Origin of the sequence: Serratia sp. BNK-10, assembly GCF_047456065.1 — a bacterium.
Lineage (GTDB): Bacteria > Pseudomonadota > Gammaproteobacteria > Enterobacterales > Enterobacteriaceae > Serratia > Serratia ureilytica.
The window spans coordinates 773,115-794,112 of the sequence record NZ_CP179894.1 but is presented as its reverse complement, the minus strand read 5'-3'; the positions used below and the strand labels follow the sequence as shown (position 1 = coordinate 794,112).

Genomic DNA, 20,998 nt, shown 5'->3' with positions numbered 1-20,998 from the left:
TGCGGCGATTACTGCGGCTGTTGCTCAGCGGCGCCCATTTTAATTTTGGCTTCTTTACGCAGGCTCGCCAGCAGCGAATCGAAGGAAACGCCGGTCGCGCCCTCTTCCATCTTGCCGACGAAGGTTTTCATTTCGTCTTCCGGCAGCGTGCCTGGCTTCACCGCATCGAGTGCGATCAGCACCACGTTGTCTTGGCGATCCTGCGACATGCCGTACACCGGTTTGCCGTCCTGCGGGTGCGGCAGCGCGAACACGCTCTCCACCAGCTGGCTGTCTTCCGGCGCGCGCGCCATCTTCTGCACGGCACCAAAGCTCAGGCCGGCGGCTTTCATCGCCTCGTCGCCCTTGCCCTGCTTCAGCTCAACCAGCAGCTTCTCACCCTGCAGTTTCGCTTCCTGCACCGCCTTGTTGCGTTTCACCAGATCCGCCACGCGGTCTTTTACCTGGTCGAACGGCTCGATGCCTTCCGGCTTGTGGCCACTCACGCGAACCACGAAGGCGCGGTCGCCGTCTACGGTGATCACGTCGGAGTTACTGCCCGGCGCGCCGTTCTCGCCGATCAGCGAACCGTCGAAGATCGCCTGCACCACCGGCTTGAAGTTCAGCGCCGCAGGGATGTTGTCGCGGGTGAACCAGTCGGTTTGCGCCGCTTTCACGCCGGCCGCTTCTTCAGCCGAGGCCAGGGATTCGTTGTCGCTGGTCGCCGCTTCGCTCACCTTCTGCTGCAGCGCGTAATACGCATCTACCGCTTTCTCCTGCTTCACCTGCTTGGCGATAGCGTCATGCACTTCGCTCAGCGGCTTCAGTTTCTCTGGTTCGATGTCGTTCAAACGCACGATCAGGTAGCCGACGGAAGATTTCACCACGCCGGACAGCTGCCCTTTTTCAGTCAGGTTAGCCTGCTTCAGCTCGTCGGCGGTGGTTTCCGGCTCCAGCCAACCCAGTTCACCGCCGGTACGGCGTGAGATGATGTCGGTGGATTTTTCTTTCGCCAGCGTGGCGAAATCGGCGCCCTTCTTCAGCTCGTCCAGCGCCGCATTGGCTTCCGCCTCGGTTTTCAGCTGGATCACGCTGTAGTTTTTACGCTCCGGCTGGCCGTAGCTGCTCTTGTGCTGGTCGTAGTAAGCGCTGATATCCTCTTCGCTCACTTTCACCTTGTCCTGCATGGACGCGGCGTCCAGCGGGATATAGCTCACCTTCACCTGCTCCGGGGCGATGAAGCTGTTCTTGTTCTGATCGTAATACGCCTTCAGTTCGTCGTCGCCGGCGCTCTGTTTCGCCTGCAGCGCCTTCAGATCGATAGTCGCCAGACGCACGTCGCGCTCCTGCAGCACCAACGCCGCCATGGCTTGCGATTCGGACGGCAGCACGAAGCCGGATTCGCCGAAGGCCTGGATCAGCTGCTGATTGACCAGCTGCTGACGCATCGACTGCGCGAAGTTGTCGGCGGTGTAGCCCATACGGCCGATCAGGTCGAGGTACTTGGCGTTATCGAACTGGCCGTTGGTTTGGAAATAAGGCGCCTTGCGGATGGCGTCCTTGATCTGATCGTCGCTGACCGCCAGGCCCAGCTTCTTGGCGTATTGGTCGAGCAGCATGTTGTCGATCAACTGGGACAACACCTGACGGCGCATCTGCTGCATGTAGCCTTCGTTGCCGGCCAGCGCAGAGAACTGGTCACCCAGCTGCTGCTGCATGCGGCTACGCTCGCTTTGGAAAGCCTGTTCCAGCTGAGCGCGTTCGATCGTCTGACCATTTACTTTCGCAGCATAATCGCCGGAGCCGCCGATCAGGTAGTTACCCACCCCGGTCAGGACGAATGACAGGATGATCAGGGCCAGGATGATTTTGAGCACGACGTGATTGGCAGCCGCGCGTAAATTGTCCATCATAGTGTGACAACACTCCGCTGTGATGTGGATTAACAACCCTTGTGCAGGCGCGTTCCCTGCGACAAAAATAAAAAAAGCGCATCAGTCCGATGCGCCTTGTATCTTACCTTACCAGCACCGCTGCGTCAGGTGATTGTTTATTACAAAACCCTGTTACGCTAAACGGTTAGACGCCAAATCAGTTTACAGCGTCTTTCAGCGCTTTCCCTGCACGGAAGGCCGGCACTTTGGCTGCCGCGATCTTGATTTCTTTACCGGTTTGCGGGTTACGGCCGGTACGAGCCGAACGTTCACGCACGGTGAAGGAACCGAAACCAACCAGAGCCACGTCATCCCCAGCTTTCAGAGAGTCGGTAACGGAAGCGATTACTGCGTCTAAAGCACGTCCAGCTGCCGCTTTGGAAATATCAGCACCTGCGGCAATCTTGTCGATCAGTTGTGACTTATTCACTCTATCATCCCCTCTAGAATTCTATCGTCGCACCGAAAAATCCCTACGGTTGCGACAGCGCAGCTGTTATATCAATCCCATCGAACCTTGGCAAGCCACCGACTGCGTGGCAAAACGTGGGCCGACAGAGATCTAACTTAGCGGTACAAAAAAATACTGGCAAGTCCGAAATGGCTTGCCAGTATAAGTTTTATCAATGGTTTTTGCGATTCGTCACTATTTTGCCGCTACCGGCAGTGCGCCGAAGGCCGGGTTTTGCAACGCAATGTTCAAAACCTCATCGATTCGCTGAACCGGATGAATCTCCAGATCGGCGATGACATTGTCCGGGATCTCTTCCAGATCGCGCTTGTTCTCGTAAGGGATCAGCACGGTTTTGATGCCGCCGCGATGCGCCGCCAACAGTTTCTCTTTCAGGCCGCCGATCGGCAATACCTGGCCGCGCAGCGTGATCTCGCCGGTCATCGCCACATCGGCGCGTACCGGGTTGCCGGTCAGGCAGGAGACCAGCGCGGTGCACATCGCGATACCGGCGCTTGGGCCGTCTTTCGGCGTCGCCCCTTCCGGCACGTGCACGTGGATGTCGCGCTTCTCGTAGAAATCGGCGTTGATGCCCAATTTCTCCGCGCGCGCGCGCACCACGGTCAGCGCCGCCTGAATCGATTCCTGCATCACTTCACCCAGAGAGCCGGTGTAAGTCAGCTTGCCTTTGCCCGGCACGCAGGCGGTTTCGATGGTCAGCAGATCGCCGCCCACTTCCGTCCACGCCAGCCCGGTGACTTCGCCCACGCGGTTTTCGGTATCCGCACGGCCGTAATCGACGCGCTGCACGCCCAGGTAGTCCTTCAGGTTGTCGCCGTTGATCTCAATGTGCTTGCGCTTCTTGTCCATCAGCAGCGTTTTCACCGCTTTACGGCACAGTTTGGAGATTTCACGCTCCAGGCTGCGCACCCCGGCTTCGCGGGTGTAGAAGCGAATGATGCCGATGATGGCGCTGTCGTCGACCGTCAGCTCGCCTTTTTTCAGCGCGTTGCGCTCAAGCTGCTTCGGCAGCAGGTGCTGTTTGGCAATGTTGAGCTTTTCGTCCTCGGTATAACCCGACAGACGGATCACTTCCATACGGTCCAGCAGCGGCGCAGGGATGTTCATCGAGTTGGAGGTGGCGACGAACATCACGTCGGACAGATCGTAATCCACTTCCAGGTAGTGGTCGTTGAACGCCACGTTCTGTTCCGGATCCAGCACCTCCAGCAGAGCGGAAGCCGGATCGCCGCGCATGTCGGAAGACATCTTGTCGATCTCATCCAGCAGGAACAGCGGGTTCTTCACCCCAACCTTGGCCATTTTCTGGATCAGTTTGCCCGGCATCGATCCGATGTAGGTACGGCGGTGACCGCGGATTTCCGCTTCGTCACGCACGCCGCCCAACGCCATGCGCACGTACTGGCGCCCGGTCGCTTTGGCGATCGACTGCCCCAGCGAGGTTTTACCCACGCCCGGCGGCCCAACCAGACACAGGATAGGCCCTTTGATTTTGCTGACGCGGCTCTGCACTGCGAGGTACTCGAGGATGCGATCCTTGACGCGCTCCAGGCCGTAGTGATCGGTATCGAGCACTTCCTGCGCCTTGACCAGGTCTTTTTTCACCTTGCTGCGCGCGTTCCACGGCACCTGAAGCATCCAGTCGATGTAGCCGCGTACCACGGTCGCTTCCGCCGACATCGGCGACATCATCTTCAGCTTTTGCAGTTCCGCTTCGGTTTTCTCGCGCGCCTCTTTCGGCATTTTCGCCGCATCGATCTTGCGCTTCAGCGCTTCGTGCTCGTCCGGCGCGTCGTCCATCTCGCCCAGTTCTTTCTGAATCGCCTTCATCTGCTCATTCAGATAGTACTCGCGCTGGCTCTTCTCCATCTGCTTCTTGACGCGGTTGCGGATGCGTTTCTCAACCTGCAGCAGGTCGATCTCCGACTCCATCATCGCCATCAGGTATTCCAGACGCTCGGTGATGTCGGACATCTCGAGCACCGACTGTTTGTCGCTGAGTTTCAGCGGCATGTGGGCGGCGATGGTGTCCGCCAGGCGCGCGGCGTCGTCGATGCTGTTCAGTGACGTCAGCACCTCCGGCGGGATTTTTTTGTTCAGTTTGATATAGCCTTCAAACTGATTGATCGCGGTGCGCACCAGCACTTCTTGCTCGCGCTCGTCGATAGCCGGCGATTCAAGGTATTCCGCCTGCGCGGCAAAATGCTCACCGCTGTCGGACAGCGTAGTGATGCGTGCGCGCTGCAGCCCCTCGACCAGCACTTTTACCGTGCCGTCCGGCAGCTTCAGCATCTGCAGGATCGACGCTACGGTGCCAACCGAGAACAAGTCGTTAATGCCAGGTTCATCCGTTGAGGCCTCTTTCTGTGCCACCAGCATGATCTTCTTATCGTGATCCATTGCGGCTTCGAGGCACCGAATCGATTTTTCCCGGCCAACAAATAACGGGATCACCATGTGCGGATAAACCACCACGTCGCGCAATGGCAAAACGGGGATTTCAATGCGTTCGGAACGCTCAGGGTTCATAGAGCTCTCTCTTAGTTTAATTTCCGCCAGGTTGAGGGGGAATCTCATGAGACGCAAGCATCTAACGTTTCATAAAATCTGGTTAATGAGTATATGGGGATGAATCTCTTACATTCAACGGCAAGAATGCAGGAAAAAGAAATGGGGGATGAAATCCCCCATTTTGCTGATAACGCGCTGGTTTAACTGGCTAATTATTCGCCAGATGCCTGGGCTTCCGGCTTGCCGTAAATCAGCAGCGGTTTGGATTGACCGGCGATCACCGACTCGTCGATCACCACTTTATCCACGCTGTCCATCGACGGCAGATCGTACATGGTATCGAGCAGCGCGCCTTCCACGATGGAACGCAGGCCGCGGGCGCCGGTTTTGCGCGCCATAGCTTTCTTGGCGATGGCGTTCAGCGCTTCGTCACGGAACTCCAGCTCCACGCCTTCCAGGTTGAACAGCGCCTGATACTGCTTGGTCAGAGCGTTCTTCGGCTCTTTCAGGATCTGAATCAGCGCGTCTTCGCTCAGCTCGCTCAGGGTCGCCACCACCGGCAGACGGCCGATGAACTCAGGGATCAGACCGAACTTGATCAGGTCTTCCGGTTCGGCCTGCAGCAACAGTTCGCCTTCGGTGGCCTTCTCGGACTCGCCCTTGACGGTCGCGCCGAAGCCGATGCCGGAGCCGGTGTTGACGCGCTGACCGATCACCTTATCCAGGCCGGCAAATGCGCCGCCGCAGATAAACAGGATCTTGGAGGTATCGACCTGCAGGAACTCCTGCTGCGGATGCTTGCGCCCGCCCTGCGGCGGAACCGCGGCGATGGTGCCTTCAATCAGCTTCAGCAGCGCCTGCTGCACGCCTTCACCCGAAACGTCACGCGTGATAGACGGGTTGTCGGACTTGCGGGAAATCTTATCGATTTCATCGATATAAACGATGCCGCGCTGCGCTTTCTGCACGTCATAGTCACATTTTTGCAACAGCTTCTGGATAATATTTTCCACGTCCTCGCCCACGTAACCGGCTTCGGTCAGCGTGGTGGCGTCGGCCATGGTGAACGGCACGTCCAGGAAGCGCGCCAGCGTTTCCGCCAGCAGAGTCTTGCCGCTGCCGGTCGGGCCAATCAGCAAGATGTTGCTCTTGCCCAACTCGATACCGTTGCTGGTATCGCCGTTGCGCAGGCGTTTGTAGTGGTTGTACACCGCAACCGCCAGCACTTTCTTCGCCTGCTCCTGACCGATGACATAGTCATCCAGGTGGTGGCGGATTTCGTGCGGCGTCGGCAGCGCACTGCGCTCACGATGCGGGGCAACTTCTTTAATCTCTTCGCGAATAATGTCGTTACACAGATCGACACATTCATCGCAGATATACACTGACGGCCCGGCAATCAGCTTACGCACTTCATGCTGGCTTTTGCCGCAAAAAGAGCAGTACAGCAGCTTTCCTGAACCGTCTTTGCGCTTATCTGTCATCAGTCAAACCTCTTCTTTAGTCTTGTCCCGCAGGAAAATCACGGCGGCAGTGCGCCCAAACTCATATCGGGAACGCCGGGGGGCTACAACAGAGCGAGCCCCTGCCCACTCTGATTACTATAGTCCATCGGCGCCGCGTGGTTCTAGCTGCGGTGTGTCAGAATGCCGTCAACCAGGCCGTATTCCACGGCTTCTTCCGCGGTCATAAAGCGATCGCGCTCGGTATCGCGCTCGATCTGCTCCAGCGGCTGGCCGGTATGCTCGGCCATCAGTTCATTCATGCGCGCTTTCACCTTGAGGATTTCACGCGCGTGGATTTCGATGTCCGTCGCCTGGCCCTGGTAGCCGCCCAGCGGCTGGTGAATCATCACGCGCGAGTTCGGCAGGCAGAAACGTTTGCCTTTGGCGCCCGCGGTCAGCAGGAAGGAGCCCATCGAGCACGCCTGCCCCATACAGATGGTGCTGACGTCCGGCTTGATGAACTTCATGGTGTCGTAAATCGACATGCCCGCGGTGATCACCCCGCCCGGCGAGTTGATGTAGAGGAAAATGTCTTTTTCCGGGCTTTCCGCTTCGAGGAACAGCATTTGCGCCACGATCAGGTTGGCCATGTGATCTTCCACCTGGCCGGTCAGGAAAATGATGCGCTCTTTCAGCAGGCGGGAATAGATGTCGTAAGAACGCTCCCCGCGTGAAGTCTGCTCTACCACCATCGGCACCAGCGCCATGTTCGGTGCAAATTGATCTCGTTCGCCACTGTATGACATTACCGTCTCCTAATAGAAATTGCCTTGGCGGCCAGGGTGTCACCCTAATACGCCGATTCTACTTGAGAACGGCCATGATGACTATGCTCAAGCATTCGACCCGCGCCACACGTACCCGACGGTTATTTCATCCCGCGCACTTTGGCAAACAGCCCCAGAATTATTCTTTACAGATTGGGGGAGCCCGGCGCGATTTCAAGCCCAGAGGCCGATTTTCTCCGCGCGCCGGAAACGATGCCGTTATTCTGACCGTTATCATGCCAGCCAGTTCCCCAGGCAACAGGGTAAATATAGTGCATATTGCCCCGCTTAACCTGAGATTAATCAGCAACGTGGCAAAAAGAAAAGCCCGCAACCTGAGGTTGCGGGCTTTTTCATCGTGCGCCAGTTCGCCAGGCGAAACCGGGGGCGCCGTTCATCGCGCCCGGCACGCAGGCATTACGCCTGTTGAGTTTGGTTCATCAGCTCGCTGAAGGTAGTGGCTTTTTCAGTCACTTTCGCTTTTGCCAGCAGGGCTTCAACCGCTTGCTCTTCCAGAGCCACGTTGCGCATGTTGTTCATCAGCTCTTTGTTTTTGCTGTAGAACTCAATGACTTCGCTCGGATCTTCGTAGGCGGAGGCCATTTCTTCGATCAGCGTCTTCACGCGGTCTTCGTCAGCTTTCAGATCGTTGGTGCTGATCACTTCGCCCAGCAGCAGGCCAACCACTACGCGGCGTTTGGCTTGCTCTTCGAACAGCTCGCGTGGCAGTTCCAGCGCTTGCTTCTCGTTGCCGCCGAAACGCTGTGCAGCCTGACGACGCAGCACGTCGATTTCGCCGTCGATCAGCGCAGCAGGCACGTCGATTTCGTTCGCGCTCACCAGGCCTTCGATCGCCTGAGACTTGATGCGGTTACGCACGGCGCCTTTCAGCTCGCGCTCCATGTTCTTGCGAACTTCGGTGCGCAGGCCGGCAACGGAACCGTCCGCCACGCCGAAACGCTTGATGAACTCTTCGGTCAGTTCCGGCAGCTCGCGCTCTTCAACTTTCTTCAGCACGATAGCGAATTTGGCCGCTTTGCCCTTCAGGTTTTCCGCGTGGTAGTCTTCCGGGAAGTTCACGTCGATGGAGAACTCTTCGCCCGCTTTGTGACCGACCAGACCTTCTTCGAAGCCTGGGATCATGCGGCCCTGGCCCATTGCCAGCACGAAGTCGGACGCTTTGCCGCCTTCGAACTCTTCACCGTCGATAGAACCGGTGAAGTCAACGGTCACGCGATCTTCAGCTTCCGCCGCGCGATCGGTTTCTTTCCAGGTCGCCTGCTGCTTGCGCAGAGTGTCCAGCATCGCGTCGACGTCTTCGTCGTTCACTTCCACTACTGGTTTTTCAACTTCGATGTTTTCCAGGCCTTTCAGCTCAACTTCTGGATACACTTCGAATTCAACGGCGAAAGTGAAGTCTTCACCTTCTTTGTACTCGCCCGGCACGTAGTTTGGTGCGCCGGCCGGATTAATCTTTTCTTTGATGATCGCGTCAACGAAGCTGCGCTGCATCGCTTCGCCCAGCACGTCCTGACGAACAGAGGCGCCGTAACGCTGTTCCACGATGTTCATCGGCACTTTGCCTTTGCGGAAGCCGTCGATACGCACGCTTTTCGCTGCGTTGATCAGCTCTTTCTTCACCGCCTGCTTGATAGTATCAGCCGGTACAGTAATAGAGAGACGGCGCCCAAGGCCTTGAGTGGTTTCTACTGAAACTTGCATCTTGTTACCTCAAAAAAATCACAGTGCTCGGTCAACTCCGTTCCAAGAACCAGGACGGCTACAAATAAGAACCGAGTTCCCTGATGACAGAAGCGTCCCGAAACCATTCCGGAAAAATAAGACGCGACATTATAGCGGCGCATGCATGGCGAGTCGAGGAAAGCTAGGCGGCGCAGGCGCGCTAAAAATCACACTTTTGTCGATTCGATCGCCAAAAGGCCGCCAAAACAGACCGAACGTTGGCCATATTGCGCATCGGCCGTGTCGTCGTCAAAAACAGAAACGGCCCGCAGGCCGTTTCAAAATTCGTCAGTAGTAATACCCTAATTCGAGGGCAAAGTTCCACTGATACCTGAAAATTTCCCCCTCAGGCCAGCGTCCCGGCGCCGCGGCACGGCGGCGAGGCCGGCACGGTATCCTGCAACCCTTCCCACTCTTTGAGCGTATAGGTGTGCAGCGCCAGCGCGTGTACGCCATCGGCCAACTCTTCCGACAATACCCCGTAGATGGAGCGGTGACGCGTCAAAAACCGTTCGCCGACGAAGCGATCGCTGACCAATACCACTTTGAAATGACTTTCTGAACCCGCCGGAACGTTATGACGATAGCTTTCATCAACGACTTCCAGATACGCGGGCTCAAACGCCGCCCTTAACTTTGCTTCTATTTGCTCGCGAATCATAGGATCTCCTTACAACACCGGCAGAGGACCGTGCCCATCTAGTTCAATATTAGCCGGTTTTCCCCCGTTTAGACCATCGCCTGGACAAATTTCTCTTTTCTGCGGTCAGAGGATGGGCGTCATCCCCGCCGCTTGGGGGATTATCCGATTGAGCGGGCCAAAAAAGCGTGTTTTTATCAACGGCAGGTAAAAATTTGTCACTCAGGCGCCTTCCGCGCTTCCACCGCACGGCGGCGATGCTATGATGTCGGCAATTCGTTGTCGGCTATCCCGCTCTGATTATTGCTAAATCCATCGAGAATGAGACAGAAAACATGTTAAAGAAACTTTGTCTTCCTTTGCTGACCGCCCTGCTGCTGGCCGGCTGCGCGACCAGCAGCAACACCCTGAACGTCACGCCGAAAATCGTTCTGCCGCAGCAGGATCCGACCCTGCAGGGCATCACCATCAGCATCAACGGCGCGGATCAGCGCACCGATCAGGCGCTGGCCAAGGTAAACCGCGACGGCCAACTGGTCACGCTGACGCCGTCGCGCGATCTGCGTTTCCTGCTGCAGGAAGTGCTGGAGAAACAAATGGGCGCCCGCGGTTACATGATTGGCGCCGACGGCCCGGTCGCGCTGCAGGTGGTCGTCAATAATCTGTACGCGGACGTATCCGAAGGCAACCTGCGCTACAACATCACCACCAAAGCCGACATCTCGATCATCGCCCAGGCGAAGAACGGCAACAAGCAGGTGAAAAACTACCGCTCGACCTATAACGTGCAGGGCGCCTTCACGGCGACCAACGACAAGATCACCGACGCCGTCAACTCCGTGCTGGGCGACGTGATCGCCGACATGGCGCAGGACACCAGCGTCAACGACTTTATCAAGCAAAACGCGCGCTAATCGGCGCGCCTGGCGCCGCCCGGCGGATCGGGCGGCGCAGACAGGGAACTCATGTCGAAACACTATCTGAACATCTTCACCCAGCGTAACTCCGCCATTCTGCTGCTGCTGGGCTTCGCGTCGGGTCTGCCGCTGGCATTGACCTCCGGCACGCTGCAAGCCTGGATGACCGTCGAAAACATCGATCTGAAAACCATCGGCATCTTCTCGCTGGTGGGTCAGGCCTACGTCTTCAAATTCCTCTGGTCGCCCTTCATGGACCGCTATACCCCGCCGTTCCTCGGGCGGCGGCGCGGTTGGCTGCTGATCAGCCAGCTGCTGCTAGTGGCGGCGATAGTAGCGATGGGCTTTATGCAACCCGCACAGCACCTGTGGTGGCTGGCGGCGTTGGCGGTGCTGGTGGCGTTCTGCTCCGCCTCGCAAGATATCGTGTTCGACGCCTATAAAACCGACCTGCTGAAAGCCGAAGAACGCGGCGCGGGCGCGGCGATATCGGTGCTGGGTTATCGGCTGGCGATGCTGGTTTCCGGCGGCCTGGCGCTGTGGCTGGCGGATCGCTATTTCGGCTGGCAAGCCACCTACTGGCTGATGGCCGGATTGATGCTGATCGGCGTGGCCGCCACGCTGATGGCGCCGGAGCCGGATGAAAGCATCCCGGCGCCGCGCACCATGGAACAGGCGGTCGTCGCGCCGCTGCGCGATTTCTTCGGCCGCAACAACGCCTGGCTGATTCTGCTGCTGATCGTGATGTACAAAATGGGTGACGCCTTCGCCGGCAGCCTGAGCACCACCTTCCTGATCCGCGGCGTGGGATTCGACGCCGGTGAAGTGGGGCTGGTGAACAAAACCCTCGGGCTGTTCGCCACCATCGTCGGCGCTCTGTTCGGCGGCGTGCTGATGCAGCGTCTCACCCTGTTCCGCGCCCTGATGCTGTTCGGCGTCCTCCAGGCGGTCTCCAATCTCGGCTATTGGATCCTGGCGGTGACCGACAAGAACCTGCTCACCATGGGCAGCGCCATCTTCCTTGAAAACCTGTGCGGCGGCATGGGCACCGCGGCCTTCGTCGCGCTGCTGATGACGCTGTGCAACCGTTCGTTCTCCGCCACCCAGTTCGCGCTGCTGTCGGCGCTGTCCGCCGTGGGCCGCGTTTATGTCGGGCCGATCGCCGGCTGGTTCGTCGAAGCCCATGGCTGGCCGCTGTTCTATCTGTTCTCGATCGCCGCCGCGCTGCCGGGCTTGCTGTTGCTCGGCGTCTGCCGCCAGACGCTGGAACACACCCAGCAGCATGGCGACTTTATGCCGCGCACCGCGTTTACCCAGGCTTACCGCTGGGCGCTGCGCCTGCTGACGCTGGGCTGCTCGCTGCTGGGGTTGTGGTTGCTGCTGCTGATCGCCAATGCGCTCGACTGGACGCAGGCGCCGCTGTTGGCCGACCGGCTGCTGCAGATCGGCGCCGCATTGAGCCTGCTCGGCGTCGCGATGGGCAGCATGCTGGATTATCTGGCGCTGCGCCGCGCTCGTTTGGCGTAACCCGACCGGCCGGCGATTTTGCCGGCCGAAAAAAAAGCGATCCGGGGGTGTATTTATTTCGTTAAAAAAAGATAATCAGCGAGAAAATTATTTTTTTATCCGACTGCGGCGCTCGGAAATAAAATTAAATTCACCTTTAAGACACAATTATTTTACATTAAATAAACCTTTTCTGCGTATTTCCCCGCCGCGCATTTCTTCGCCAGATTCATCATACCTTTAGTTTTCCTTAACATACGGACTGCTCGTCACGATTCAGCGTGCCAACGCGTTGTTGTCATTGGTAAATTGTCACGCAGGGTTACATCTGTGACCCCCTTAACAGAAAGTGTCAACAAGCCGCTGACACTCCCTTAAGCATGTTTACAGTACTGCAACCTTCCCGTAAAATGCCCGCACACATGAAACGACAATTGAGCCTTTGTTATTGAGGTCGTTAGATGAGACTTAAGAAATACAATAAAAGTATTGGGATGCTGTCATTAATTGCAGGCACTGTATTGCTCAGTGGCTGCGATATGGTTTTGATGAATCCCAAAGGAGCAATTGGTGTTGAGCAACGGACACTGATTATCACTGCAATCGCGTTGATGTTGATCGTGGTGGTGCCAGTTATCTTCATGGCGTTCGCCTTTGCCTGGAAGTATCGCGCTTCCAACAAAGACGCCAAGTACAGTCCGAACTGGGCCCACTCCAACAAGATCGAAGCGGTCGTCTGGACCATTCCTATCATTATCATCGCCATCCTTGGCACCATTACCTGGAAGACTACTCACGAACTCGATCCGTTCAAGCCGATTGTCACCGACAAGAAGCCGATGACGATCGAAGTGGTGTCGCTCGACTGGAAATGGCTGTTCATCTATCCGGAACAAGGCATTGCGACCGTTAATGAGCTGGCTTTCCCGAAAGATGTTCCAGTCGAATTCAAGATCACCTCTAACTCGGTAATGAACTCGTTCTTTATCCCGCAGTTGGGTGGACAGATTTATGCGATGGCCGGCATGCAGACCAAACTGCACCTGATCGGCAACGAAGCCGGTGCCTACAAGGGCATCTCCAGCAGCTACAGCGGCGCAGGCTTCTCCGGTATGAAATTCACCGCGATCGTTACCCCGACCGAAGGCGACTTCGATCAGTGGGTGGCCAAGGTGAAGGCATCGCCTAAAAACCTGAACACCACCGACGACTTTAACAAACTGGCAGAGCCGAGTGAAAACAACCCGGTCGAGTACTTTGCCGCTGTCAAACCGAATTTGTTCAAAGAAACAATTGCCAAATTCATGGGCGACATGGATATGCACAAGGGCGCTGGCGCGCACGAAGGCATGGACATGAGCCAAGGTATGGACATGGGTGAACATGCTGCTCACGCCGGAGCCGAGGAATAACTGATGTTGGGAAAATTAACACTTGATGCGGTTCCGTACCACGAACCGATCATCATGGTCACCGTAGCCGCAATTATCGTCGGGGGCCTGGCAGTGCTGGCGCTGCTGACCTATTTCGGCAAATGGAAGTGGCTGTGGAGCGAATGGCTGACTTCGGTCGACCATAAAAAAATTGGTATCATGTATATCGTCGTGGCGATGGTCATGCTGCTGCGCGGCTTCGCCGACGCCATCATGATGCGTAGCCAGCAGGCGTTGGCGTCCGCCGGCGAAGCCGGATTCCTGCCGCCGCACCACTACGACCAGATCTTCACCGCGCACGGCGTCATCATGATCTTCTTCATGGCGATGCCTTTCGTGGTCGGCCTGATGAACGTCGTGGTGCCGCTGCAAATCGGCGCGCGCGACGTCGCCTTCCCGTTCCTGAACTCCCTGAGCTTCTGGTTCTTCGTGGTGGGCGTTGTGCTGATCAACATCTCCCTGGGGGTCGGTGAATTCGCTCAGACCGGTTGGCTGGCGTATCCGCCGCTGTCGGGTAAAGAGTACAGTCCTGGCGTCGGGGTCGATTACTGGATCTGGAGTCTGCAGATTTCCGGTCTGGGTACCCTGCTGACCGGCGTGAACTTCTTCGCCACCATTCTGAAGATGCGTGCCCCTGGCATGCCTATGATGAAGATGCCGGTGTTCACCTGGGCGGCGCTGTGTACCAACGTCCTGATCATCGTTTCTTTCCCAATTCTGACCGTCACCATCGCGCTGCTGACCCTGGATCGCTATCTGGGCACCCATTTCTTCACCAATGATATGGGCGGCAACATGATGATGTACATCAACCTGATTTGGGCCTGGGGTCACCCAGAGGTGTACATTCTGGTTCTGCCGGTGTTCGGCGTATTCTCCGAAGTCACCGCGACCTTCTCCAGAAAACGCCTGTTCGGCTATACCTCACTGGTATGGGCAACCATCGCGATCACCGTTCTGTCGTTCATCGTCTGGCTGCACCACTTCTTCACCATGGGGTCCGGCGCGAACGTTAACGCCTTCTTCGGTATCGCCACCATGATCATTTCCATCCCGACCGGGGTGAAAATCTTCAACTGGCTGTTCACCATGTATCAGGGCCGCATCAAGCTCAACTCCGCAATGCTGTGGACCGTTGGCTTCATCATCACCTTCTCCGTGGGTGGTATGACCGGCGTTCTGCTGGCGGTGCCGGGCGCGAACTTCGTGCTGCACAACAGCCTGTTCCTGATCGCGCACTTCCACAACGTCATCATCGGCGGCGTGGTGTTCGGTTGCTTCGCGGGCCTGACCTACTGGTTCCCGAAATCCTTCGGCTTCACGCTGAACGAAAAATGGGGCATCCGCGCGTTCTGGTTCTGGATCATCGGCTTCTTCACCGCCTTCATGCCGCTGTACGCATTGGGCTTTATGGGCATGACCCGTCGTATCAGCCAGAACATCAACCCTGAGTTCCACCCTCTGCTGCTGGTTGCAGCCGGCGGTGCGGCGCTGATCGCCTGCGGCATCCTGTGCCAGCTGACCCAGATCTTCGTCAGTATCCGTGACCGCGAACAGAACCGCGATCTGACCGGTGACCCATGGGGCGCTCGTACTCTGGAGTGGTCAACGTCTTCTCCACCGCCGTTCTATAACTTTGCCGTAGTGCCGCAGATTCATGACCGTGATGAATTCTGGGACATGAAAGAAAAAGGCGAAGCCTATAAGAAACCGGCTAAGTACGAACCGATTCATATGCCTAAGAACACCGGCGCCGGCGTTATCATCGCCTTCTTCAGCCTGGTATTCGGTTTCGCAATGATTTGGGAAATCTGGTGGATGGCTCTGGCCGGTTTCATCGGTATGATCGTCGTCTGGATCGGCAAGAGCTTCGATCACGATGTTGACTACTATGTGCAGGTTGATGAAATCGAGCGCATTGAGAACCAACACTACGAACAAATCCGTAAAGCAGGCGTGAACCATGTCAACTGAAACTCTGACCAATCATAACGCAGCCCATGCAGAGCATGGGCACCACGATGCGGGTGAGACCAAGGTCTTCGGATTCTGGATCTACCTGATGAGCGACTGTATTTTGTTTGCGAGCTTGTTCGCGACTTATGCAGTCCTGGTGAACGGGACCGCCGGCGGTCCCTCTGGCAAAGACATCTTCGACCTGAAGTTTGTCTTGGTCGAAACTTTCCTGCTGTTATTCAGCTCCATCACCTACGGCATGGCGATGATCGCCATGAACAAGGGTAAAGTTGGCGGTGTAAACACCTGGCTGTTCCTGACCTTCCTGTTCGGTCTGGGCTTCGTGGCGATGGAAATCTATGAATTCCATCACCTGATCGCCGAAGGCTTCGGTCCGGATCGCAGCGCGTTCCTGTCCAGCTTCTTCGCGCTGGTCGGCACCCACGGTCTGCACGTGACTTCCGGCCTGATTTGGATCATCGTGCTGATGATTCAGGTGAGCAAGTTCGGCCTGACCGCGACCAACAAAACCCGCCTGATGTGCCTGAGCCTGTTCTGGCACTTCCTGGACGTGGTCTGGATCTGCGTATTTACCGTTGTCTACCTGCTGGGGGTTATGTAATGAGCCATTCATCCCATGAAACCTCTCACGGCGGCGCAAGCCACGGCAGCGTGAAGTCATACCTGATCGGCTTTATCCTGTCGATCATCCTGACGGTAATTCCATTTGCGATGGTAATGAACGGCACTGCCTCTCATTCCACCATCCTGGCGGTTGTTGTCGGTATGGCGGTTATCCAGGTGATTGTTCACCTGGTTTACTTCCTGCACATGAACACCTCATCGGAAGAGCGCTGGAACCTGGTGGCATTGCTGTTCACCGCTATGATCATCGGTATCGTTGTTGTAGGTTCACTCTGGATTATGTACAACCTCAACATCAATATGATGGTCGATTAAGAGCTGAGCTGCACGTGATGATTAAGCAATACCTGCAAGTCACTAAACCAGGAATTATTTTCGGCAATTTAATTTCTGTCGTTGGGGGATTCCTGCTCGCTTCCAAAGGGAGCATCGACTATCCCCTGTTTCTCGCCACCCTGGTGGGTGTCTCGTTGGTGGTCGCGTCGGGCTGTGTGTTTAACAACTACATCGACCGCGACATCGACAAGAAGATGGAGAGAACGAAGAATCGGGTGCTGGTAAAAGGCCTGATCGCGCCGAGTGTCACCCTGGTTTATGCGACCGCGTTGGGTATTGTGGGCTTCGCGTTGCTGTATATCGCGGCCAACCCGCTGGCCATGTGGCTGGCGGTGATGGGCTTCGTGGTTTATGTCGGCGTTTACAGCCTGTACATGAAGCGCCACTCGGTCTACGGCACGCTGATCGGCAGCTTGTCGGGTGCCGCGCCGCCGGTTATCGGTTACTGCGCGGTCACCAACGAGTTCGACGCCGGCGCGTTGATACTGCTGGCTATCTTTAGCCTGTGGCAGATGCCGCATTCTTATGCGATCGCTATCTTCCGCTTTAAAGATTACCAGGCGGCCAACATTCCGGTGCTGCCGGTGGTGAAAGGCATTTCCGTCGCCAAGAACCACATCACGGTCTACATCCTGGCGTTTATGATCGCCACGCTGATGCTGACCCTGGTGGGCTACGCCGGCTACAAATACCTGATCGTCGCTGCGGCGGTGAGCGTATGGTGGCTGGGCATGGCGCTGCGCGGTTACAAAACCGAAAACGACAGCGTCTGGGCGCGTAAACTGTTCGTGTTCTCCATCGTCGCCATCACCTCGCTGAGCGTGATGATGTCGATCGACTTCAGCGCCACGGCGGCGCCTGAAGCGCTGGTGACCTACGTTTGGTAAGCCAAATCATCTGTCAATGGGCCGCGTATGCGGCCCATTTTATTTGTCACGCCGAAAAGCGGCCAAACTGTAATATCTGTTAAACAACATTCGATTTACCCCCCCTGCCCTGCACACTAAAATGACGCAGCTTTACAGAAATCATGCCATCAGGCGCTGTCTCAACGTCTGATGGCATGGTTTTTACCGAGGTTTGATGTGAACGATAATTCAATGACCCCGCAGGAGCGCCGCGCCACCTGGGGATTGGGCACCGTATTCTCCCTGCGCATGCTCGGCATGTTTATGGTATTGCCTGTGTTGACCACCTACGGCATGGCGCTCAACGGCGCCAGCGAAGCGCTGATCGGCATCGCCATCGGCATTTACGGCCTGGCGCAGGCGGTGTTTCAGATCCCGTTCGGCCTGGTGTCCGATCGCATCGGCCGCAAGCCGCTGATCGTCGGCGGCCTGCTGATCTTTGCCCTCGGCAGCGTGATCGCCGCCGTCACTGACTCTATCTGGGGCGTGATCCTCGGCCGCGCGTTGCAAGGCTCCGGCGCCATCGCCGCCGCGGTAATGGCGCTGCTCTCCGATCTGACCCGCGAGCAGAACCGCACCAAAGCGATGGCGTTTATCGGCGTCAGTTTCGGCATCACCTTCGCCATCGCCATGGTTCTGGGCCCTATCATCACTCACGCCTTGGGCTTGCACGCGCTGTTCTGGATGATCGCCGTGCTGGCGCTGGCCGGCATCGTCATCACCCTGGCGGTGGTGCCTTCCGCCGACACCCATCTGCTGAACCGCGAGTCCAGCATCGTGCGCGGCAGCTTCCGCAAAGTGCTGAGCAACTCGCGCCTGTTGAAACTCAACTTCGGCATCATGTGTCTGCACATTCTGCTGATGTCGAGCTTCGTGGCGCTGCCGCTGGCGATGGAAAAAGCCGGGCTGGCGGCCAGCGAACACTGGATCGTCTACCTGGTGACCATGCTGGTGTCGTTCGCCGCCGTGGTGCCGTTCATTATCTATGCCGAGAAATATCGCCGCATGAAGCAGGTGTTTATGGGCTGCGTGGCGGTGCTGTTCTGCGCCGAAGTGCTGCTGTGGCTCTCCGGCTCTCATCTATGGGGCATCATCGCCGGCGTGCAGCTGTTCTTTATGGCCTTCAACGTGATGGAAGCCATCCTGCCTTCGCTGATCAGCAAAGAATCGCCGGCCGGCTACAAGGGCACCGCGATGGGGGTGTACTCCACCAGCCAGTTTATCGGCGTGGCGATCGGCGGCAGCCTCGGCGGCTGGCTGTACGGTTTGCAGGGGGCAGGCTTGGTGTTTATCGCCGGCGCAGTATTGGCCGCCGTCTGGTTCCTGGTCAGCAGCACCATGAAAGAACCGCCGTATGTCAGCAGCCTGCGCATTACGCTGTCGGAACTGGCGGTGAAGGATTCAGCGCTGGAAAGCCGCCTGAAGGCGCAGCCCGGCGTGGCCGAGGCGATCGTCGTGCCGGAAGAGCGCAGCGCCTACGTCAAGGTGGATACCAAGCAGACCAATCGCGGTCAGTTGGAAGCGCTGGTCAATTCGCTGTAAAAAATCAGGGCCGGCAATGCCGGCCCCGTCGAGATTAATCGCGGAAGTTCTTGAACTGGAACGGCTGGCCCAGATCGCCGCCGCGCACCAGCGCCATCACGCTCTGCAAGTCGTCGCGTGACTTGCCGGTCACCCGCACTTCTTCGCCCTGGATCTGCGCCTGCACCTTCAGCTTGCTGTCTTTGATCAGCTTGACGATTTTCTTCGCCACGCTGGTTTCAATCCCCTGCTTCAGCTTGGCTTCCACGCTGTAGGTTTTACCGCTGTGGGTAAACTCTTCCGGGATCTCCAGCGCGGCGCCGTCGATGCTGCGCTTGCTCAGCTTTTCGCGCAGAATGTCGAGCAGCTGCTGCACCTGGAAATCAGACTCGGTGGCAACCTTGATGCTTTGATTCTTCTCGTTTAGCTCAAAGCTGGCCGGCACGTTGCGAAAATCCCAGCGGGTGCCGAGATCGCGGGTGGCGTTCTCAACGGCGTTACGCACTTCCTGCATATCAATTTCGGAAACGATGTCGAAAGATGGCATACTTCTTCCTCCTGAATGAGTGCCTAATAGCTTAGGCGATTTTGATGCCGAGCATGATAACCGCTTTGCCGCCTCAGACAAAATCTGCTGAACGCACGCAGGGATAGCGCTTCAGGCTGCCATAAAGCCTATAGTTAGATCACGGTAATTGAGCGGTATTCCCGTGTTTCCAAGGAGACTGAATGAAAATAACCATTCTTGGTTGCGGCGCGCTCGGACAACTGTGGCTCTCCCGGCTGTATCAGCAGGGCCACGATGTACAGGGATGGCTAAGAGTGCCGCAGCCTTTTTGCGCCGTGAACGTGATAGAGCCGGAAGGCGTCTCGTTTAATCGCAATTTGCCCACCAACGATCCGGAGCACCTCGCGCAAAGCGAGCTGCTGCTGGTGACGCTGAAAGCCTGGCAGGTATCCAGCGCGGTCAGCGTGCTGTTGCCGAAGCTGAGCCCCCGCTGCGCCATCTTGCTGCTGCACAACGGCATGGGCACTCAGGAGGAGCTGCCGCCGAACGGCCAGCCCATCTTGCAGGGCACCACCACCCACGCCGCGCGCCACGAAGGCAGCACCATTATCCACGTCGCCACCGGCATCACCCACATCGGCCCCACCTCACCGGCCGCCCAGCACCTCAGCCACCTGGCGGAAGTGCTGCATCAGGCGCTGCCCGACGTCGCCTGGCACAACAACATCGCCTCGGCCAACTGGCGCAAGCTGGCGGTCAACTGCGTGATCAACCCGCTGACGGCGCTGTACGGCTGCCGCAACGGCGATCTGCAGCGCTACCCGGAGCAGATCGAAGCGCTGTGTCGTGAAGTCGCCAGCGTGATGGCCATGGAGGGTTACCACACCTCCTGCGAAGGCCTGATGCAATACGTGATGGACGTGATCCACAGCACCGCCGACAACGTTTCGTCGATGCTGCAGGATATCCGCAGCCAGCGGCATACCGAGATCGACTACATCACCGGCTACCTGCTGCGCCGCGCGCGCAGCCACGGCCTCACGCTGCCGGAGAATGCGCGGCTGTTTGAATTGATTAAACGAAAGGAAAATGAATATGAGCGTATCGGCGCTGGTCTGCCTGGCACCTGGTAGCGAAGAAACCGAAGCCGTCACCACCATCGATCTGCTGGTGCGGGCGGGCGTTAAAGTCACTACCGCCAGCGTCGCCGGCGACGGCGAGCTGACTATCGTTTGTTCGCGCGGCGTCAAGCTGCTGGCCGACGCGCCGCTGGTGGCGATCGTCGATGAGCCTTTCGACGCCATCGTGCTGCCCGGCGGCCTGCAGGGGGCGGAATGCTTCCGCGACAGTCCGCTGCTGGTGGAAAAAGTGCGGCAGATGCATCTGCAGGGCCACATCGTCGCCGCCATCTGCGCGGCCCCGGCGCTGGTGCTGCAGCACCACGATCTGTTCCCGATCGGCAACATGACCGGTTTTCCGGGTTTGAAAGATCGGATACCGGCGGATAAATGGATGGAGCGCCGCGTGGTGTACGACGCGCGCGTCAACCTGCTCACCAGCCAGGGGCCGGGCACCGCGATGGAGTTTGCGCTGAAGCTGATAGACCTGCTGCTCGGCAAGGCCAAAGCGGCGGAGATCGCCGCGCAGCTGGTGCTGATCCCTGGGATGTACGATTTCCGCGACTGAGCGGCTTGCCGATAAAAAAAGGGCTGAACAC

18 protein-coding genes are annotated in these 20,998 nt (G+C 57.5%); 10 read left to right on the top strand and 8 right to left on the bottom strand.

The window, feature by feature from the left end; genetic code table 11:
* Positions 1-8: 8 nt before the first annotated feature.
* The 7 genes from ppiD to bolA form a co-directional block, all read right to left on the bottom strand.
* The gene (gene ppiD / locus ACMGG9_RS03830; RefSeq protein ID WP_033642073.1) at positions 9-1,892 is read right to left on the bottom strand and encodes a peptidylprolyl isomerase; all 1,884 of its coding nucleotides are present in this window, start codon (positions 1,890-1,892) and stop codon (positions 9-11) included.
* 178 nt (positions 1,893-2,070) lie between these two features.
* The gene (gene hupB, locus ACMGG9_RS03825) at positions 2,071-2,343 is read right to left on the bottom strand and encodes a nucleoid-associated protein HU-beta (RefSeq protein ID WP_004940351.1); all 273 of its coding nucleotides are present in this window, start codon (positions 2,341-2,343) and stop codon (positions 2,071-2,073) included.
* Positions 2,344-2,559: 216 nt separating this feature from the next.
* On the bottom strand, positions 2,560-4,914 hold the full coding sequence (gene lon, locus ACMGG9_RS03820) for an endopeptidase La (protein WP_019454189.1): 2,355 nt from the start codon (positions 4,912-4,914) through the stop codon (positions 2,560-2,562).
* A gap of 194 nt (positions 4,915-5,108) precedes the next feature.
* The gene (gene clpX / locus ACMGG9_RS03815) at positions 5,109-6,380 is read right to left on the bottom strand and encodes an ATP-dependent protease ATP-binding subunit ClpX (RefSeq protein WP_004940354.1); all 1,272 of its coding nucleotides are present in this window, start codon (positions 6,378-6,380) and stop codon (positions 5,109-5,111) included.
* Positions 6,381-6,523: 143 nt separating this feature from the next.
* Positions 6,524-7,147: an ATP-dependent Clp endopeptidase proteolytic subunit ClpP gene (gene clpP / locus ACMGG9_RS03810; protein WP_016928858.1), complete on the bottom strand. Its 624-nt coding sequence runs from the start codon at positions 7,145-7,147 to the stop codon at positions 6,524-6,526.
* 438 nt (positions 7,148-7,585) lie between these two features.
* Positions 7,586-8,890, bottom strand: coding sequence for a trigger factor (tig, locus tag ACMGG9_RS03805; RefSeq protein ID WP_031300019.1), 1,305 nt, complete (start codon positions 8,888-8,890; stop codon positions 7,586-7,588).
* A gap of 367 nt (positions 8,891-9,257) precedes the next feature.
* Positions 9,258-9,572 carry a transcriptional regulator BolA gene (gene bolA, locus ACMGG9_RS03800; protein ID WP_004940361.1) on the bottom strand — a complete coding sequence of 105 codons (315 nt, stop codon included), beginning with the start codon at positions 9,570-9,572 and terminating at the stop codon, positions 9,258-9,260.
* A gap of 314 nt (positions 9,573-9,886) precedes the next feature.
* Between bolA and ACMGG9_RS03795 the strand changes: the two genes are divergently transcribed.
* The 8 genes from ACMGG9_RS03795 (at position 9,887) to ACMGG9_RS03760 (ending at position 18,794) form a co-directional block, all read left to right on the top strand.
* Positions 9,887-10,465, top strand: a complete 579-nt coding sequence (locus tag ACMGG9_RS03795; RefSeq protein ID WP_033642071.1) for a lipoprotein — start codon at positions 9,887-9,889, stop codon at positions 10,463-10,465.
* 51 nt (positions 10,466-10,516) lie between these two features.
* The gene (gene ampG, locus ACMGG9_RS03790) at positions 10,517-11,995 is read left to right on the top strand and encodes a muropeptide MFS transporter AmpG (RefSeq protein ID WP_033642070.1); all 1,479 of its coding nucleotides are present in this window, start codon (positions 10,517-10,519) and stop codon (positions 11,993-11,995) included.
* Between the two features lie 440 nt (positions 11,996-12,435).
* Positions 12,436-13,386: a cytochrome o ubiquinol oxidase subunit II gene (cyoA, locus tag ACMGG9_RS03785; protein WP_033642069.1), complete on the top strand. Its 951-nt coding sequence runs from the start codon at positions 12,436-12,438 to the stop codon at positions 13,384-13,386.
* A 3-nt stretch (positions 13,387-13,389) separates the two neighbouring features.
* Positions 13,390-15,381, top strand: coding sequence for a cytochrome o ubiquinol oxidase subunit I (gene cyoB / locus ACMGG9_RS03780; RefSeq protein WP_033642067.1), 1,992 nt, complete (start codon positions 13,390-13,392; stop codon positions 15,379-15,381).
* Entirely contained in the window at positions 15,371-15,985 is a 615-nt protein-coding gene (locus ACMGG9_RS03775) for a cytochrome o ubiquinol oxidase subunit III (protein ID WP_004940367.1), read from the top strand. Before cyoB ends, ACMGG9_RS03775 begins: the two co-directional genes overlap by 11 nt.
* Positions 15,985-16,323, top strand: coding sequence for a cytochrome o ubiquinol oxidase subunit IV (locus ACMGG9_RS03770; RefSeq protein ID WP_004940369.1), 339 nt, complete (start codon positions 15,985-15,987; stop codon positions 16,321-16,323). Before ACMGG9_RS03775 ends, ACMGG9_RS03770 begins: the two co-directional genes overlap by 1 nt.
* A gap of 17 nt (positions 16,324-16,340) precedes the next feature.
* Positions 16,341-17,231 (top strand): heme o synthase, encoded by an 891-nt coding sequence (gene cyoE / locus ACMGG9_RS03765; protein WP_025301761.1) that lies wholly within the window; start codon positions 16,341-16,343, stop codon positions 17,229-17,231.
* A 198-nt stretch (positions 17,232-17,429) separates the two neighbouring features.
* Positions 17,430-18,794 carry an MFS transporter gene (locus ACMGG9_RS03760; RefSeq protein WP_033651085.1) on the top strand — a complete coding sequence of 455 codons (1,365 nt, stop codon included), beginning with the start codon at positions 17,430-17,432 and terminating at the stop codon, positions 18,792-18,794.
* A gap of 34 nt (positions 18,795-18,828) precedes the next feature.
* On the opposite strand, the gene ACMGG9_RS03755 is transcribed toward ACMGG9_RS03760, so the two are convergent.
* The gene (locus ACMGG9_RS03755) at positions 18,829-19,320 is read right to left on the bottom strand and encodes a YajQ family cyclic di-GMP-binding protein (protein ID WP_004940373.1); all 492 of its coding nucleotides are present in this window, start codon (positions 19,318-19,320) and stop codon (positions 18,829-18,831) included.
* A gap of 182 nt (positions 19,321-19,502) precedes the next feature.
* Between ACMGG9_RS03755 and panE the strand changes: the two genes are divergently transcribed.
* A complete protein-coding gene (gene panE / locus ACMGG9_RS03750) occupies positions 19,503-20,414 on the top strand; it encodes a 2-dehydropantoate 2-reductase (protein ID WP_033651084.1) in 912 nt (303 codons plus the stop codon).
* Positions 20,377-20,967 (top strand): protein deglycase YajL, encoded by a 591-nt coding sequence (gene yajL / locus ACMGG9_RS03745; RefSeq protein ID WP_033642064.1) that lies wholly within the window; start codon positions 20,377-20,379, stop codon positions 20,965-20,967. Before panE ends, yajL begins: the two co-directional genes overlap by 38 nt.
* The last annotated feature ends 31 nt before the right edge of the window (positions 20,968-20,998 follow it).

Excerpts from the sequence above, each read along its gene's own strand:
- ppiD (WP_033642073.1), bottom strand. The coding sequence starts at position 1,892 with ATGATGGACAATTTACGCGCGGCTGCCAATCACGTCGTGCTCAAAATC.
- lon (WP_019454189.1), bottom strand. The coding sequence starts at position 4,914 with ATGAACCCTGAGCGTTCCGAACGCATTGAAATCCCCGTTTTGCCATTG.
- clpX (WP_004940354.1), bottom strand. The coding sequence starts at position 6,380 with ATGACAGATAAGCGCAAAGACGGTTCAGGAAAGCTGCTGTACTGCTCT.
- clpP (WP_016928858.1), bottom strand. The coding sequence starts at position 7,147 with ATGTCATACAGTGGCGAACGAGATCAATTTGCACCGAACATGGCGCTG.
- tig (WP_031300019.1), bottom strand. The coding sequence starts at position 8,890 with ATGCAAGTTTCAGTAGAAACCACTCAAGGCCTTGGGCGCCGTCTCTCT.
- bolA (WP_004940361.1), bottom strand. The coding sequence starts at position 9,572 with ATGATTCGCGAGCAAATAGAAGCAAAGTTAAGGGCGGCGTTTGAGCCC.
- ACMGG9_RS03795 (WP_033642071.1), top strand. The coding sequence starts at position 9,887 with ATGTTAAAGAAACTTTGTCTTCCTTTGCTGACCGCCCTGCTGCTGGCC.
- ampG (WP_033642070.1), top strand. The coding sequence starts at position 10,517 with ATGTCGAAACACTATCTGAACATCTTCACCCAGCGTAACTCCGCCATT.
- cyoA (WP_033642069.1), top strand. The coding sequence starts at position 12,436 with ATGAGACTTAAGAAATACAATAAAAGTATTGGGATGCTGTCATTAATT.
- cyoB (WP_033642067.1), top strand. The coding sequence starts at position 13,390 with ATGTTGGGAAAATTAACACTTGATGCGGTTCCGTACCACGAACCGATC.
- ACMGG9_RS03775 (WP_004940367.1), top strand. The coding sequence starts at position 15,371 with ATGTCAACTGAAACTCTGACCAATCATAACGCAGCCCATGCAGAGCAT.
- ACMGG9_RS03770 (WP_004940369.1), top strand. The coding sequence starts at position 15,985 with ATGAGCCATTCATCCCATGAAACCTCTCACGGCGGCGCAAGCCACGGC.
- cyoE (WP_025301761.1), top strand. The coding sequence starts at position 16,341 with ATGATTAAGCAATACCTGCAAGTCACTAAACCAGGAATTATTTTCGGC.
- ACMGG9_RS03755 (WP_004940373.1), bottom strand. The coding sequence starts at position 19,320 with ATGCCATCTTTCGACATCGTTTCCGAAATTGATATGCAGGAAGTGCGT.
- panE (WP_033651084.1), top strand. The coding sequence starts at position 19,503 with ATGAAAATAACCATTCTTGGTTGCGGCGCGCTCGGACAACTGTGGCTC.
- yajL (WP_033642064.1), top strand. The coding sequence starts at position 20,377 with ATGAGCGTATCGGCGCTGGTCTGCCTGGCACCTGGTAGCGAAGAAACC.